General features: G+C 60.9%; 15 protein-coding genes and 2 pseudogenes. 14 read left to right on the top strand and 3 right to left on the bottom strand.

From position 1 onward, the window contains the following. Window positions 1-3: 3 nt before the first annotated feature. The 4 genes and pseudogenes from PMI09_RS24105 to PMI09_RS31495 form a co-directional block, all read left to right on the top strand. Complete coding sequence (locus PMI09_RS24105; RefSeq protein ID WP_085990710.1) at window positions 4-1827, top strand: dipeptide ABC transporter ATP-binding protein; 1824 nt, start codon at window positions 4-6, stop codon at window positions 1825-1827. Window position 1828: 1 nt separating this feature from the next. Further along, window positions 1829-2038: a hypothetical protein gene (locus PMI09_RS24100; RefSeq protein WP_037083973.1), complete on the top strand. Its 210-nt coding sequence runs from the start codon at window positions 1829-1831 to the stop codon at window positions 2036-2038. A gap of 49 nt (window positions 2039-2087) precedes the next feature. Beyond that, window positions 2088-2765 carry an HAD hydrolase-like protein gene (locus PMI09_RS24095; protein WP_007800615.1) on the top strand — a complete coding sequence of 226 codons (678 nt, stop codon included), beginning with the start codon at window positions 2088-2090 and terminating at the stop codon, window positions 2763-2765. 193 nt (window positions 2766-2958) lie between these two features. Beyond that, window positions 2959-3072, top strand: a pseudogene (locus PMI09_RS31495) (LacI family DNA-binding transcriptional regulator); the annotation flags it as partial. Window positions 3073-3088: 16 nt separating this feature from the next. Here PMI09_RS31495 and PMI09_RS32355 read toward each other — a convergent pair. Together PMI09_RS32355 and PMI09_RS24085 are read right to left on the bottom strand one after the other, a co-directional pair. Then, window positions 3089-3201: pseudogene (locus PMI09_RS32355) on the bottom strand (integrase); the annotation flags it as partial. Between the two features lie 11 nt (window positions 3202-3212). Next, entirely contained in the window at window positions 3213-4070 is an 858-nt protein-coding gene (locus PMI09_RS24085; protein WP_037083985.1) for a helix-turn-helix domain-containing protein, read from the bottom strand. 228 nt (window positions 4071-4298) lie between these two features. Between PMI09_RS24085 and PMI09_RS24080 the strand changes: the two genes are divergently transcribed. From PMI09_RS24080 to PMI09_RS24040, 9 genes are all read left to right on the top strand, one after another. Further along, complete coding sequence (locus tag PMI09_RS24080; RefSeq protein ID WP_007800609.1) at window positions 4299-5528, top strand: amino acid ABC transporter substrate-binding protein; 1230 nt, start codon at window positions 4299-4301, stop codon at window positions 5526-5528. A 67-nt stretch (window positions 5529-5595) separates the two neighbouring features. Continuing rightward, on the top strand, window positions 5596-6468 hold the full coding sequence (locus PMI09_RS24075; protein WP_007800607.1) for a branched-chain amino acid ABC transporter permease: 873 nt from the start codon (window positions 5596-5598) through the stop codon (window positions 6466-6468). Beyond that, window positions 6465-7418, top strand: a complete 954-nt coding sequence (locus PMI09_RS24070) for a branched-chain amino acid ABC transporter permease (protein WP_007800605.1) — start codon at window positions 6465-6467, stop codon at window positions 7416-7418. The genes PMI09_RS24075 and PMI09_RS24070 overlap by 4 nt, the downstream gene beginning before the upstream one ends. Further along, window positions 7415-8143: an ABC transporter ATP-binding protein gene (locus tag PMI09_RS24065; protein ID WP_007800602.1), complete on the top strand. Its 729-nt coding sequence runs from the start codon at window positions 7415-7417 to the stop codon at window positions 8141-8143. The genes PMI09_RS24070 and PMI09_RS24065 overlap by 4 nt, the downstream gene beginning before the upstream one ends. Continuing rightward, window positions 8136-8849 carry an ABC transporter ATP-binding protein gene (locus PMI09_RS24060; protein WP_007800600.1) on the top strand — a complete coding sequence of 238 codons (714 nt, stop codon included), beginning with the start codon at window positions 8136-8138 and terminating at the stop codon, window positions 8847-8849. The genes PMI09_RS24065 and PMI09_RS24060 overlap by 8 nt, the downstream gene beginning before the upstream one ends. A 21-nt stretch (window positions 8850-8870) precedes the next feature. Further along, window positions 8871-10322: an aldehyde dehydrogenase gene (locus tag PMI09_RS24055; protein ID WP_007800597.1), complete on the top strand. Its 1452-nt coding sequence runs from the start codon at window positions 8871-8873 to the stop codon at window positions 10320-10322. 67 nt (window positions 10323-10389) lie between these two features. Further along, on the top strand, window positions 10390-11091 hold the full coding sequence (locus tag PMI09_RS24050) for an SDR family oxidoreductase (RefSeq protein WP_081499106.1): 702 nt from the start codon (window positions 10390-10392) through the stop codon (window positions 11089-11091). Between the two features lie 17 nt (window positions 11092-11108). Then, window positions 11109-12830 carry a thiamine pyrophosphate-requiring protein gene (locus PMI09_RS24045; protein WP_007800593.1) on the top strand — a complete coding sequence of 574 codons (1722 nt, stop codon included), beginning with the start codon at window positions 11109-11111 and terminating at the stop codon, window positions 12828-12830. A 23-nt stretch (window positions 12831-12853) separates the two neighbouring features. Continuing rightward, a complete protein-coding gene (locus tag PMI09_RS24040) occupies window positions 12854-13387 on the top strand; it encodes a 2,4'-dihydroxyacetophenone dioxygenase family protein (RefSeq protein WP_007800590.1) in 534 nt (177 codons plus the stop codon). A 170-nt stretch (window positions 13388-13557) separates the two neighbouring features. Here PMI09_RS24040 and PMI09_RS24035 read toward each other — a convergent pair whose 3' ends face one another. Further along, the gene (locus PMI09_RS24035; RefSeq protein ID WP_007800588.1) at window positions 13558-14037 is read right to left on the bottom strand and encodes an Lrp/AsnC family transcriptional regulator; all 480 of its coding nucleotides are present in this window, start codon (window positions 14035-14037) and stop codon (window positions 13558-13560) included. A gap of 165 nt (window positions 14038-14202) precedes the next feature. On the opposite strand from PMI09_RS24035, the gene PMI09_RS24030 reads away from it, so the two are divergent. Next, the gene (locus tag PMI09_RS24030; protein WP_007800586.1) at window positions 14203-14982 is read left to right on the top strand and encodes an ABC transporter ATP-binding protein; all 780 of its coding nucleotides are present in this window, start codon (window positions 14203-14205) and stop codon (window positions 14980-14982) included. Window positions 14983-15010: the final 28 nt, after the last annotated feature.

Raw genomic sequence — 15010 nt, 5'->3', positions numbered from 1 at the left:
GCCGTGACGCACTCAGGTCAGGAGGGTCCGCTCCTCGAGGTTGAGGGGCTAGCGATTTCACACGCCGCGGTTCCCATTACGACGCCCTTGGGGATCGTGGTGGAGCGGGGCGAGACCATTGCGATCGTCGGCGAATCCGGGTCCGGAAAATCGCTCACGGCGCGGGCAATCGCCGGCATATTGCCGCCAGGCATCAATGCCACTGGCGCCGTCACGCTCGACGGCATTCCCCTGATGCGGCTTGCCGAGAGCGAACTCCGGAAGATTCGCGGGTTTCGTGTGTCGATGCTTATGCAGGATCCGTTCACGATGCTGAATCCGCTCATGCGAAGCGGCGACCACATTGACGAGATGCTGCGCGACCGGCCCGAATTCGCCTCACGCGCAGCAAGAGCGGAGGAAGTGAAAAGACGCCTCGCAGAAGTCGGCATAGTCGACGAGGATGTCGCCCGCCGCATGCCATTCCAGCTGTCGGGGGGCATGTGCCAGCGCGTCGCACTTGCCGCCGCGCTCGCCCGCGACCCGGAGCTGCTCATTGCCGATGAGCCCGCGACGGCGCTCGACGTTACGACTCAGGCGGAGATCATCAAGCTCCTGCGTCGTGTCCAGCGCGAGCGGCAAATGGGCCTCATTCTCATTACCCACAACCTTCGGCTCGCGTTCTCGACCTGCCAGCGCATCTATGTGCTCTACGCCGGCTCAATGCTCGAAGTCGGCGACGCCGCAGCTGTGGAGCGTCAGCCGTTCCATCCTTACACCTTGGGACTCTTGCTCTCGGAACCGCCGGTCGATATTCGCGTGCCTCGGCTCGTCGCGATCTCGGGCTCCGTGCCGCGCGCGGCCGATGTTGTCGACAGCTGTGGTTTCGCCGACCGCTGCGACTGGGCGAAGCAGATTTGTCGCGCGGGCAAGCCGCCGCTGGCCGCTCGTGACGCGACCCGGTTCACTGCATGCATCCGCCAGGACGAGATTCAGGGCGAACTCGACGCTGTGCGCACTGCGACGCTCTCGGCGGCGCCGACAACGCCGCGCCGGGGAGGAGCCGCAGGGGCGCTCGTTCGCGTCGACGCGCTCGTCAAGACATTCGTGGGCAGACGGGGCCGCCCGATCTGCGCGGTAAAGGACGTATCGCTACACATTATGCCGGGGGAAAGTGTCGGCCTCGTCGGCGAATCTGGCTCGGGCAAGACCACACTTGGGCGCTGCCTCGTCGGCCTCGAAACCCCGACTGCTGGCGACATCCTTATCAACGGGATCGCGGCAGCGGATTTCGGCGCCATGCCGAAGGCGGACCTCGCCCGCGTTCGGCGGACAATTCAGATGGTCTTCCAGGATCCGTATTCAACACTAAATCCTAGGCATAGCGTCGGGCAGGCCCTGGGCGAGGCGCTCGGGGCGTCGGCGGGCGCTACTAGCCCAGCGACGCCGGAACGGATCGCGTCGCTGCTGGCGGAAGTCGGCTTGTCTGCCGCGTACGCCACACGCCGTCCGGCGTCGCTCTCGGGGGGTGAGCGCCAGCGAATCGCCATCGCACGCGCGCTTGCTGTCAAACCGGCAATCCTCGTTTGCGACGAACCAGTATCCGCCCTCGACGTCTCGGTGCAGGCGCAGGTGCTCAACCTATTCAGGCGCCTGCAAGTTGAGCACGAGCTCTCATATCTCTTCATCACGCACGACCTCGCTGTCGTCCGCCAGATCACCGAGCGCATTTATGTCCTCTATCTTGGCGAGATCGTCGAGGAGGGGCCGACGGAGCGGGTGATCGGTAACCCGCAGCACCCGTATACACGTCGCCTCGTTGAATCGATCCTGCGCTCGGCCATCTAACGTGCTGACGCGACTCGCCAGCACGAGCCGGATGTCGAAGCAGCCGGGAGGGGAGGGGGAGAAAGTCGCTGACGTCACCAACACGCTCGACGCCGAGATTGCCGCTATCGATGCGGTCAGCATAGCGACGGCCAACGGCCGGTACACGGGACCGACTGCCCCCGGCGAGCGGCTCCGCTTTGATCCTGCTTCAATTTCCGCGTGTGTTTGAACGCCGCATCCGCTATTGCACCTATTAGCCAGTCAATGAGAGCCGCACCATGTCGTCTGATGTTCCCGCAATCCTTCTTGATCTCGACGGCACGCTGATCGCATCCGAGCCCGGCATCCTGTCGAGTTGCCGCGCAGCTTTGCGCGCACTCGGGCATGAAACCGACCCTGTCATGGACATCGCATCGATCATCGGCCCGCCGATCGAGGATGTCATGCGTTACCTCCTTCGGGAGTTCGGCGACGATCGCGTCGCGGACGCGGTCGATGCTTACAGGCAGGATTACGGGGCGAGGGGGCTGCTGCTCAGTGAGCTTTACGATGGGATCGCGGAGGCACTCACCGCGATGCGCCAAAACGCCTGGCTGTATTTGGCCACGTCGAAGCGGGAGACCTTCGCGCGCAGGATTCTTGAAAACAAGGGACTGGATTCGATCTTCAACGGCATCTACGGATCGACACCGGCCGGCAACATCGACCACAAGCCAGAATTGATCGCCCATATCGTCCATGAAAACGACCTTGCCGCCGATCGCTGCGTCATGGTCGGCGACCGTCGATACGACATAGCCGGTGCGCACGCGAACGGGATGCGGGCGATCGGCGTGCTGTGGGGATACGGTACGCGAGACGAGCTGGAGAATGCCGGTGCAGACCGGCTGATCGAAGAGACCCGGGAATTGCCCGAAGCAGCTCTCGCCATAGCGTCGGCAACCATGCCAAACTGATAGAGCCCCGACCGTGTCGGACGATTTTCTGCAGGAACATTTGACGAAGCTGTTCGTCGACGGCTACCAGGCCAATCCGCCGGCATTTGCGAAACTGATCGGGTGGAATCAACTGATCGTGCAGGTCACGATGGCGGATCACTATCTCGCCGAATTCGCAAAACCATTGCAACACGAACCGGATACGACCGATCTTTTCCGCCGCACCGTGGATCCTGAGGCAGGCGATGTCCAGATTTCGACGGTGATGATCAACTGCAGGCCTCAGACGAACGAACTGTTACCGTCGATCGAGCCCAATGACTACCACGACGTGCGGATCCGGGGGGAAGGGGAGCGAGGTTCTGCCGCCGGCACCAGGCGGAAAAATGCTTCCAGTCCGAGGCATGGCCTTGCGGGTGTTGGCGGAACTCGCCGCCTCGACATAAGTGGAAGCTACTCCGGGGCTCAGGGCCAGGCAGCGTAGCTTGTTTCTACGCTCGGCCTTTTCAGGACGACGCCGGCGCGATGGGCACGCGGGGAGACGCCGGTAAGGCGTTTGAAGAAGCGGCTGAAGTATGCCGGGTCGGAAAAACCGAGCGCTTCGGCAACTGCGGCGATCTGCAGTCCCGAGCCGTCCAGCATGGTTGATGCCTCCGAGATCAGGCGTGAATGTATCAGTTCCAGCGGGGTTCGGCCTGTCGCGCGGCGGATTGCACTGTTTAAACGGTCGGCAGTGACGCCAAGTGCGTTGGCGTAATCGTTGATTGTCCAATGATCGCGGATATGCAGCTCGACCAGATGCACAAAGCCGCGAACGATGGCGCGCGGCGAAGGTTGCTGTCGTTCGTCCGCAGGGCTGGTCAGGCGCCATATTGCAAGAAGAAGGAGTGCCAGGTGATGGCGAATGACTTCCTGCGAGCCAGGGACGTCTGCTTTCAATTCCTGTTCAATGATGCTGTGTGCTGCCGAGAGGCGGCGCGCTTCCTGCGTGCTTAGACGAGCGCCAAGGATCGGGCGCGAGATTGCTTCGCGAACCTGTGCGAAGACCGCGCCTGACGGCATCGCGGAGCCAAGGACGATGTCTGGAACGGCGAGCGAGGCGCCTTCCGCGCCGGCGTCGAAGGTGATCAAGCCGGTCTCTCCCGACGGCGCCCATACGATGGCAGGGCCGTTGATCGGCACTTCATGCGTGCCGAGCCGGATGTGTCCGCTACCGGAAACAAGGACGAAGGCACGATTGCGGGTCCCGCGGAAGGTCCACGTCGAGTGCGCGAGCGCGCCGTGGAAAATGCGGGCCTCGACGGCTTCGGGCGCTCGGGGCAAAGGGTGCGCTGCAGGATTGGTAGGCATGATGACCGGAGACGTGGCCGCCCTTTTCGAGTTTCCGTGAAAAGTACAAGTATCTCTTGTAAAAGTCTATCACGCTTCGACTGGACGGCGCGTAGATTGAACATGTCAATGGATGCAGCCCCGCCCCAGGAGGAGAAACGGGTCGTGGTTGGCATGTTGGCCTGAACAGCCTGTGGGAGCAGGCTTATGGGAGGAAAATCGATGAAAACCTTTCAACGCAGGCAAGTCCTGCGAAGTGCTGCGCTTGTCGCAGCGGTTGCTGCAACGGGCGTCGGACGGGCCGCCTTTGGGGAAGAGCGCAAGTCCGTTCGTATCGGCTATGCCATTTCAAAGACCGGGCCGAATGCCGGCGGCGCCGGGATTACCACGCTTCCAAACTACCTGCTCTGGGTCAAGGACGTGAATGATGCCGGCGGCCTGGAACTGCCGGACGGCAAGAAGCTGCCGATTGAGGTCATCGAATATGATGACCGTTCGTCGTCGGAAGAAGTTGTGCGGGCGACGGAGCGCCTGGCGACGGACGATCAGGTCGATTTCATTCTTGCGCCATGGGGTACGGGCTTCAATCTTGCTGTTGCGCCACTTTTTGACCGCTACGGCTATCCGCAACTCGCTGTCTCGGCTGTGACGGACAAGGCTCCTCAATTCGTTCAACGTTGGAAGAAAAGCTTCTGGATGCTGGGCGGCGGCCATGATTACGCCAAGGCACTGGCCAGTATCCTCGTCGAAGCCAACAAGGCCGGTACGATCAACAACAAGGTTGCCATGGTCTCCGTTGCCGATGGTTTTGGCATCGACCTTGTCAGCGCGGCCCGTCCGGCCTTCAAGGAGGCTGGTATCGAGGTAGTCTACGACCAGACCTATCCGCTGGCGACATCCGACTTTTCACCGGTCATCAATGAGGCGATGGCGAGTGGCGCTGACAGCTTTGTGGCCTTTTCCTATCCGCCGGATACGTTCGCATTGACGCAACAGGCACAGGTCGCGAGTTTCAATCCCAAAGTGCTCTATCTCGGCGTCGGAACGGGCTTTCCGGTCTACGGCAAGAACAACGGGGAGAATGCGACAGGCATCATGAGTCTTGGTGGTATCGATCCTGCCAACAAGGCCAATGAGGAATATCGCAAGCGTCATGAGGCGCACACCGGGATTGCGCCGGATTACTGGGGTAGCGTGATCACATATGCCAGCCTTCAGATGCTGCAGGAGGCAATCAAGCGCAAGGGACTCGATCGGGAAGCAGTATCGGCCGAGCTTGCCAGTGGCACCTTTGAAACTGTCCTGGGCGAAACGAAGTTCGAGGAGAACCAGCTTCGCAAGCTCTGGTGGACCGGCCAGTGGCAAAACGGCCAGTTCGTCGGCGTCGCTCCATCCGACCGTCAAGGGGTGAGCAAAGTCGTGCTGCCCAGGCAGGAATGGAAGAAGGCCTGACACCAAAGGCGGTGCGCGTCCAGGAATGCGCACCGCCCTTTCGCATCTCGATTGAAGGAGGGGGCTGATGCTCGGCACAGCCATACTATCCGGGTTGGTGCTCGGCGGGACCTACGCGCTCGTCGCCATGGGATTGACGCTCCAATACGGCATTGCGCGGATCATGAACCTTGCCTATGGCGAGACAATCATCGCTGCCGCATTCCTGGCGTACGTGATGTTTTCCCAATGGGGCGTCAGTCCGGTACTCGGCCTTCTCATTGCCATACCGGGGGGCTTTTTCCTCGGCTACATCGTCTATGGCCTGCTGATGCGCCCGCTTGTTGCCCGCGCCCGTGACAAGGCGAGCCTCGAGATCGACTCGATCCTGGCGACGTTCGGTTTGCTCTTCGTGATCCAGGGCCTGCTGCTGGTGGTGTTTGGGGCGAATTTCACAAACTACAGCTACCTCAACATTCCCGTGAAGGTGCTTGGCACAACGGTCGCCGCAAATCGGTTGCTGGCGCTTGTGATGGCCGTCGTCTCCGGCCTTGGCATCTATCTCGTTCTAACCCGAACTCTCTGGGGCACTGCACTGCGCGCCGTTGCGGTTTCGCCATCGTCTGCCGCCCTCGTCGGCATAGATGTCGACAAGGCCGCACGCACGGCGTTTGCGATCGGGGGAGCTCTTGCGGCCGCCGGCGGTGTCGTCATCTCGATGTATCAGACGTTTACGGCAACCTCGGGCGTCGTTTTCACCATGAAGGCGCTGATCGTGGTCATCATGGGCGGCGTTGGCAATATTCTCGGCGCACTTTCGGCAGGCTTGATTCTCGGTCTGGTGGAGACCTTCGTGGCGACCTTTGTGTCGCCGGGGCTCACGCTCGCGGCGACCTATCTCATCTTCCTTGGTGTTTTGCTGTGGCGTCCGGCCGGTATGTTCGGAAGGACCACAAGATGAGCCGCAATTCTCTTTTACAGGCCGCGATCATCACCGTTGTTGTTGGCGCATTGGCCTGCCTGCCGTTCTATGCCAATCCCTATACCGTCACACTGATGATCGGGATGCTCGGCTATGTCACCCTGGCAACAGCCTGGGCGCTGTTTTCCGGTCCAACGCGCTACGTGTCGCTCGCAACCGTCGCTTTTTTCGGCATCGGCGCCTATACCTGCGCAGTCTTCAGCGAGAGCGTTCCTTATGTTCTGCTCCTTCCGATTGCCGGCGTTATCGGCCTTGCAGTCGCACTCATTGTCGGCTTGTCGACCCTGAGGCTTGCCGGCGTCTATTTCGTCATCTTCACCTTTGGTCTTGCCGAACTGGTACGCCAGCTCGTGACCTGGTACGAGGTCAATATGACGGGAACGCTCGGTCGCTATATCTTCCTGCCGGTGACGCCGGAAGGGATATACTGGCAGCTTCTGGCGCTGGCGACGGCCACTTTGCTCATCTGCTGGGGTGTGGGCCGCAGCCGTATCGGATTGGCCCTGAAGGTGATCGGTGACGACGAGGTCGTTGCTGCCCATTGCGGCATTAACATTGTCCGCGTGAAGCTTGCGCTATTTGCCATAAGTTCCGTTATCATCACGCTCGTCGGTGCCATCCAGGCGCCGCGCTGGACCTATGTGGAGCCGGCGATTGCCTTCAATCCCACGCTTTCCTTCCTGACGCTGATCATGGCCTTGCTTGGGGGCGCCAACAGGCTTTGGGGACCGCTCTTGGGTGCCGTGCCACTCTTCCTGCTATTTGAATGGCTGTCGGCCAACTTCCCGAACCATTATTCGATCATCCTCGGCCTGCTATTCATCGCGATCGTCTTCGTGTTGCCGCGTGGCGTGCTGGCCTTCATCGAAGAGAACTGGAAGCGCCGGCACAATGGCAAGATCAAAGCAGTTCCGGGAGTTGCCGAATGAGCGAGCTTTTGACGATCTCCGGCCTGACCAAGCGTTTCGGCGGCCTAACGGCGGTAAATGCGGTGTCATTCTCGATGGAGCGTGGCGAGGTCGTCGGTCTGCTTGGCCCAAACGGTTCCGGCAAGACCACGGTTCTCAACATGATCTCCGGGCATCTGAGGCCGACGGGGGGAACGATTGCGCTCAGCGATCATATCATCTCCGGACTGGCGCCGCACCGGGTGGCTTTGAAGGGAGTGTCACGCACCTTCCAGTTGGTGCGCGCGCTGCCGTCGCTGAGCGTCATGGAAAATGTTGTGGTCGCGCTTGCCTTCGGCCGTGGCAAGCTATGGGGACGTGCGGCTGAGGAAGCGGCGCTCGCCAAGCTTGATGAGGTCGGCCTGGCCCATCGCGCGCATCAGGCGGCACAGGACCTGACCTATATCGACCTGAAGCGCATGGAACTTGCCCGCGCACTTGCAGCCGAACCGGAACTGCTGTTGCTGGACGAGTGGCTGGCGGGGCTCAATCCGACGGAACTTAGAACGGGGATCGATCTGATCCTCACGTTGAAAAATCGCGGTATCACCATTCTTCTCGTGGAGCACGTGATGGATGCCATCCGCGCGGTCTGCAGCCGCTGCGTCGTCATGAACGCCGGCCGCAAGATCGCCGACGCATCAACAGCTGAAGCGCTCGCCAATGCTGACGTCGTCACCGCCTACCTCGGAGAGCGCCATGCTTGAGGTTGCTCATCTTTCGCTGCACTACGGCCGCCACAATGCGCTTGATCGCGTATCGATCAAGGTCAACAAAGGCGAGACCGTGGTCATTTTAGGCGCCAACGGCGCGGGCAAGTCGTCGCTGCTGAAGTCGATCGCCGGGATCACCCGGCCAGACCCTGGTGCCGTGGTGAGTTTTGCCGGGAACAAGATATCGGGCGTGCCTGCGCATGAAATCGTCGAGGCCGGCATCGCCCTCGTGCCGGAGGGAAGGGGAGTGTTCGGCGATCTCACCGTGGAGGAAAATCTTCTCCTCGGGGCCTACTCCAGGCGCGCTCGCAAGTACGCGGCCGAGAGCCGCCAATTCATCCTTGAGCTCTTTCCCAAGCTACGCGACCGGGCCGGGCAGTTCGTCAATACGATGTCAGGCGGCGAGCAGCAGATGGTGGCAATTGGCCGGGCACTGATGTCGAAGCCGGATCTCTTGATGCTGGACGAGCCGAGCCTTGGCCTAGCGCCCCTTGTCGTCGGCGAGCTGTTCGAGAGCCTGGCTCGGATTCGAAAAAGAGGACTTGCACTTCTGATCGTCGAGCAGAACGTCAAGAAGAGCCTTTCCATCGCCGACCGTGGCTATCTTGCCGAGGCCGGCCGGATCACTGGCGAGGGACCCGCCGGCGAACTGATAAACGATCCCGCAGTGCAGCGCGCTTTTCTCGGCGCGATGGTTTGATTTGGTGACACGGAGATCCCCATGAACATGCTTGGCCTGAAGATCAACAATGCCGAAGTGGAAGCGACCGACGGTCGCAGTTTCGAGCGGCTGAACCCGATTTCCGGAGAAGTCGCCTCGACCGTTGCCGCAGCTTCGGTGGAAGATGCCCGCCAAGCCGCAAATGCTGCCGCCAAGGCGTTTCCTGCCTGGGCCGCGACCGGCCCCGGCCAGCGCCGCAAGCTGTTGCTCGCTGCCGCCGACCGGCTGCAGGAAAAGGCGCCCGAGTTCGTGGCGGCCATGGCTGCGGAAACGGGTGCAACCGCTGGATGGGCGATGTTCAACGTTGGCCTTGCTGCGGATATGCTTCGGGAGGCGGCATCTCTGACGACCCAGATTTCAGGCGAGGTCATTCCGTCTGACCGGCCCGGGAGCCTCGCCATGGCGATCCGCCAGCCGGCAGGCGTGGTGCTTTCCATCGCGCCGTGGAATGCGCCGGTTATTCTAGGCGTCCGCTCTTTGGCAACGCCGCTTGCTTGCGGCAATACCGTCGTGATGAAGACCTCGGAGATCTGCCCGCGAACCCACCGACTGATCGTCGATGCGCTGCACGAGGCCGATCTGCCAGAGGGAGTGCTGAACGCAGTGTCGAACGCACCGGAAGATGCGGGCGAGATCGTCGAGACGCTCATTGCCCACCCTGCGGTGCGCCGGGTAAATTTCACCGGCTCCACGCGTGTCGGCCGCATCATCGCCGAAACCGCTGGCCGGCATTTGAAGCCTGTGCTGCTGGAGCTTGGCGGCAAAGCGCCATTCGTCGTTCTGGACGATGCCGACATCGAGCAGGCCGTCGCCGCTGCAGCGTTCGGGGCCTATATGAACCAGGGACAGATCTGCATGTCCACCGAGCGGATCGTCGTCGACGACAAGATCGCTGACACCTTCGTTGAGGCATTGGCTGCCAAGGTCAAGACGCTCAAGGCGGGCGACCCGCGCAAGGCAAACACGCCGCTTGGCTCTGTCGTTGATTCCAGGGCAGCGCAACGCATCGACGCACTGGTGCGGGACGCGGTTTCCAAGGGGGCGGTTCTTGCCGGGGGTGGCGACGTCAATGGCACAATCGTCGATGCAACGCTGCTTGACCGTGTAACGCCTGCCATGCGGATCTATGCAGAGGAGAGCTTCGGGCCGGTTGTCTCGGTGGTGCGTGTCGGCTCGATCGATGAGGCCGTCCGCGTTGCCAACGACACGGAGTACGGGCTTTCGTCGGCGGTCTTCGGCAAGGACGTGAACCGCGCCATGGCCGTTGCAAGAAGGATCGAATCGGGCATTTGCCACATCAACGGTCCAACCGTGCATGACGAGGCACAGATGCCGTTCGGCGGTGTCAAGGATTCCGGCTATGGCCGCTTTGGCGGCAAAGCCGGAATTGCCGAGTTTACCGAACTGCGCTGGATCACCATTCAGGATGGCCCGATCCACTATCCGATCTGATGGAGAGCGCCTTGGGTATGCTTGATGGGAAAACCTGCATCGTTAGGGGTGCGCAGGAAGTCTCGGCCTGGCGGCCGCCAGGCTGTTTCTCGCAGAAGGAGCAAACGTTGCCCTCGTCGATCTCGCGCGACAGGCACTTGCGCAGGCGGCAGCGGATTTGCCGGCGGATCGGGTGGAATTGATTGCGGCGGATGTGTCGAATGCGAAAGACACAGCGCGCTACGTCAAGCGCACGGTTGATCGGTTCGGCTCGATTGATGTGCTGTTTTCCAATGCGGGCAACTTCGGTACGGTGTCGCCGATCGAGGACTATCCGGAAGATGCCTTCGATGCCGTACAGGCGGTCCACGTGAAGGGGGCCTTCCTTGCCGCGAAGTTCGTTGTGCCTGCCATGCGCGACGGTGGCAGCATCGTGATTACCTCGTCTGTCGCCGGTGTCCGCGGTGATGCCGGCGTCTATGCCTACATCACCGCCAAGCATGCACAGGTCGGTCTCATGCGTTGTCTTGCCAAGGAGTTGGCGCCGCGTGGTATCCGCGTCAATACCATCCATCCCGGTCCGATCGACAACAGCTTCCAGCTCGCCGTTGAACAGGGACTGGGTGCTGCGATTGGTGCTGATGGCACTGAATTCTTCAACCGGATCATTCCGCTCGGACGACATGGAACCGCCGGCGAGGTTGCGAGATCGGTGCTCTACCTTGTCTCGGACCAGTCGAGCTTCGTCACCGGAACGACGCTCATGGTCGACGGCGGCATGAGCGTCTAGGCAACGGGGAACGATACATGGACAGCAACATCGAGCGCCAAGCCAGGGGAGAGACGATAACCGCTGGCGGGGCGCTACTGGCACGGCTCAAGGCGATCGGCATCGACTATATTTTCGCCAATTCGGGAACCGATTTTCCTCCCATCATCGAAGGGTTGGCTGAGGCTGATGCCAAGGGCATCCCCCTGCCGGAGGCGATCGTCATCCCACATGAGAGCGCGGCAATGGGGATGGCGCACGGCTATTACCTGGCGACGGGGCGTCCGCAGGCGGTCATGGCGCACACAAATGTCGGCCTTGCAAATTGTGCGATCGGGGCGATCAATGCCGCGACCGAGCATATTCCCCTACTGCTTTTTTCGGGCAAGACGCCGGCTTCGGAGATGGGTCATCTTGGGTCGCGCACGGTGCCGATCGGCTGGGGGCAGGAGATGCGCGACCAGGCGGCATTGGTGCGCGAGGCCGTGAAATGGGACGACGAACTCCGCTTTCCGGAACATGTGCCACAGATGGTCGACCGCGCACATGCCATTGCAATGTCGACGCCGCGCGGGCCAGTTTACATGAGCCTGCCACGCGAGGTTCTGTGTCAGCCTTGTCCGACAGAAGGTTTGGGGGCTACCCTGCAGATGGAAGCCTTTATCCACGCGCCAGATCCAAGGGCGATTGAAGAGGCGGCGCGGCTCCTCTCATGCGCACGCCAGCCGGTGATTTTTGCGCAGCGCGGTGCTGGATCAAAACAGGGGTTTGCAGCGCTTCGTGCCCTTGTCGAGGAATGGGCAATTCCGGTTTGCCAGTATTGGGCCGTGCAGCTTGCGCTCCCGAGTGACCATCCGATGGCCGCGCAGGCCGACCCCGAACCCTTGTTGGCGCAGGCCGATGTTGTGCTCGTTATCGATGCACTCGCTCCATGGTCGCCCGATATTCATTCGTTGAACGATGGGTGCAAGGTCATCCAGCTCGGGCAGGATCCGTTGTTCCAGCGCTTTCCGGTCCGCTATTTCCGTTCGCACGTGACAATCGCCTGCGACGTGGCCGATGGATTGGCAGCGTTGCGTGCGGCGATGTCGCGATTGTCTCCGGCAACGGACATTGAGCGCAGATCCGCAACCTTGACCAAGCGGAATGGTGAGGCACGGGCAGCGGTGCTGGCGCGAGCAGAGGCCGGATGCGCTGAGCCAATGACCAAGGAGTGGGTGAGCCTTACGCTATCCAAGACAATCGGCGGCCGTCCGGCGACGGTTTTGTCGGAGCTTGGATGTCCGCTTGCCCCAATGCAAATTGCTGACCATCGTGGCTGGTATCAGGAGCCGCATTCAGGTGGTCTTGGCTGGGCCTTCCCTGCCGCGCTCGGGATGCAGCTTGCAGATCGCGACCGCCTCGTCGTGGCGACGATGGGCGACGGCTCCTACATCTTTTCCAATCCGGTTGCCTGCCACCAGATCGCCGAGGCACTGGCGCTTCCGATCCTTTTGATCATCGTCAACAATGCGGAATGGGGGGCCGTGCGCCAATCCGTGGTTGGCATCTATCCGGACGGCTATGCCGCCAAAGCGAACCGGATGCCGCTGACGTCGCTTTCGCCAATCCCGGACTTTACCAAGATTGCGCAGGCGAGCCGGGCACACGCCGAAAGAGTTGAGCGTGGCGGCGATCTTGATGCCGCGCTTGCGCGAGCCATCCGCCACATCGACGAAAACCGGAGCATGGCGCTGCTCGACGTGCGTGTGCGCGCCTGAGACTATGAGAATGGGAGGAAAGCATGCCTGAACTCGCGACCACAGAATTCTGGAAAGACTTGCAGCCGATCAGCAAGGTCTTTCAGCCAGACGCGCTGCCCGAGGTCTACCTTCAAAATGCGCCGACAGAGGATGAGCGCTATTATGTTCCGTTCACGGATACTGTCTCTTCGCGACCGCTCTGGATTTCGCCGACGCAGAACAAGTGGTGCGACATCCTCATGGCCAAGAAGGCAGGCCTTGTAAACCGGCACTATCATCCGCACGAGGTTTTCGCCTATACGATCTCGGGCAAGTGGGGATACCTCGAGCATGAGTGGACGGCAACGGCTGGCGATTTTGTCTACGAGACGCCGGGCGAGGGCCATACGCTGGTCGCCTACGAGCACGAACAGCCAATGAAGGTGTTCTTCCAGGTCAAGGGGCCACTGATCTGGCTCGACAAGACCGGCGAGCCGGACGGGTTCTTCGATGTACACAACTACATTGCGCTTTGTCGTGACCACTACGAGAAGGTCGGACTCGGGCGCAATTATGTCGAACGGCTCTTCCGGTAACCTTAAGCTGTGCGTCCTGCTCCGGTGGCGTGTCGATCCGCTTGAAGCCGGCCGGGTGTCGCTTCGCCTTGATCGCGCGTAGTCCCGGTATCCATCCGGCCGGCGCCGTCGCAGCTGCTGGTTTGTAAAGACAATACCGGCGTCGAATGCGACGTGCGTGCAGTTCCCTATCAGTCGTCGGCTCCAGCTGCCAGCGGGACGAAGAGCCCAAGCTTTACGTCTCGAAGTACCACATTGGTGTGCATGCGCCGGATCTGAGGGTTTTCCGCCATGATCAAGGCTGCAATATCGTCATAGTGCTCGACGTCACGGGCGGTGACGATGGCAATGAGATCCACGGCTCCCGTGACATAGTAGACCTGCTGGATATGATCCTGTTTTTCCGCCCAAAGCCGGAATTTCGCCAGTGCATCGTAATTGTCCCGCTCAATTTCCATGCCGACGATAAACACCATAGGTGTGCCGGTTGCCTTGCGCTCGACGACCGCCACCTCCGCCTTGATGATCCCATCTTCGCGCAGGCGCTTCAGACGCCGTTGAACGGCCGACGTTGAGAGGCCGACGTCGTCGGCGATGCTCTCGGCGGTTCGCTGGCAATTACGCTGAACGAGCTGGAGAATGTCGCGGTCAAAGTGATCCAGTTTTTCCATTTTGTCTCCTTTGGCCATCGCGCCGTAAGCTGCTTCGTTCGTTCTATCCGAAAACAAGCAATGGGAAGAGATTTTTGCACATATTATTCATTTTAGTTTAGCTTTGCGCGCAAAATTCGCGCACATCCGCGATATTCTGCCCAAATTGCTTTTACGGAATTGTGAATGCCAGAACCAACCTCTCAGGCACTATGTGTCGATGATCTACACAAGAGCTTCGGCTCGCACGAAGTCCTCAAGGGCGTTTCGGCAAGGGCCCGTCAGGGTGACGTGATTTCGATCATCGGATCGTCCGGGTCTGGAAAGAGCACCTTTCTGCGCTGCATCAATCTGTTAGACGTTCCCGACCGCGGTCGTATCATCGTGAATGGTGAGGAAGTCGCCTGGAAGCGGACGCATCGGGGGCAATTGCAGCCGAAGAGCTGGCGGCAGATCGAGCGGATGCGCGCCGGCCTCGGCATGGTCTTCCAGAGTTTCAATCTGTGGGCACACAAGACAGTGCTCGAAAACATTATCGAGGCCCCGGTTCACGTCCTGCGCATTCCGCGCCGCGAGGCAATCGAGAAGGCAGAAGCGCTCCTTAGCAAGGTAGGCCTTTACGACAAGCGCGATGCCTACCCAGCTTTTCTCTCCGGCGGCCAGCAGCAAAGAGCGGCGATCGCCCGCGCACTTTGCATCGAGCCGTCAGTGATGCTCTTCGACGAGCCGACGTCGGCACTCGACCCGGAGCTGGTCGGCGAGGTGCTCAAGGTCATACGCGACCTCGCCGAGGAGGGGCGAACCATGCTCATCGTTACCCACGAGATGCGTTTTGCGCGCGATGTCTCGAGCCACATCCTCTTCCTGCACCAGGGGCGGATCGAGGAAGAGGGGCGCCCCGAACAGATCTTCGACGCTCCCCTTAGCGCGCGCTGCCGCGAATTCACCGGCATGCTCACGCGCTGATCCTTGGCGCCTTCACATACGACAACAT

Origin of the sequence: Rhizobium sp. CF122, assembly GCF_000282035.1 — a bacterium.
Taxonomy (GTDB): Bacteria; Pseudomonadota; Alphaproteobacteria; order Rhizobiales; family Rhizobiaceae; genus Rhizobium.
The sequence above is the reverse complement of the archived record's forward strand: the minus strand, read 5'-3'. Positions and strand labels throughout refer to the sequence as shown.

What these genes read in the sequence shown, in the direction of transcription:
- PMI09_RS24040 (WP_007800590.1), top strand. Translation starts at nt 12,854, where the DNA reads ATGCCTGAACTCGCGACCACAGAATTCTGGAAAGACTTGCAGCCGATC.
- PMI09_RS24030 (WP_007800586.1), top strand. Translation starts at nt 14,203, where the DNA reads ATGCCAGAACCAACCTCTCAGGCACTATGTGTCGATGATCTACACAAG.
- PMI09_RS24055 (WP_007800597.1), top strand. Translation starts at nt 8,871, where the DNA reads ATGAACATGCTTGGCCTGAAGATCAACAATGCCGAAGTGGAAGCGACC.
- PMI09_RS24065 (WP_007800602.1), top strand. Translation starts at nt 7,415, where the DNA reads ATGAGCGAGCTTTTGACGATCTCCGGCCTGACCAAGCGTTTCGGCGGC.
- PMI09_RS24060 (WP_007800600.1), top strand. Translation starts at nt 8,136, where the DNA reads ATGCTTGAGGTTGCTCATCTTTCGCTGCACTACGGCCGCCACAATGCG.
- PMI09_RS24080 (WP_007800609.1), top strand. Translation starts at nt 4,299, where the DNA reads ATGAAAACCTTTCAACGCAGGCAAGTCCTGCGAAGTGCTGCGCTTGTC.
- PMI09_RS24075 (WP_007800607.1), top strand. Translation starts at nt 5,596, where the DNA reads ATGCTCGGCACAGCCATACTATCCGGGTTGGTGCTCGGCGGGACCTAC.
- PMI09_RS24045 (WP_007800593.1), top strand. Translation starts at nt 11,109, where the DNA reads ATGGACAGCAACATCGAGCGCCAAGCCAGGGGAGAGACGATAACCGCT.
- PMI09_RS24035 (WP_007800588.1), bottom strand. Translation starts at nt 14,037, where the DNA reads ATGGAAAAACTGGATCACTTTGACCGCGACATTCTCCAGCTCGTTCAG.
- PMI09_RS24070 (WP_007800605.1), top strand. Translation starts at nt 6,465, where the DNA reads ATGAGCCGCAATTCTCTTTTACAGGCCGCGATCATCACCGTTGTTGTT.
- PMI09_RS24095 (WP_007800615.1), top strand. Translation starts at nt 2,088, where the DNA reads ATGTCGTCTGATGTTCCCGCAATCCTTCTTGATCTCGACGGCACGCTG.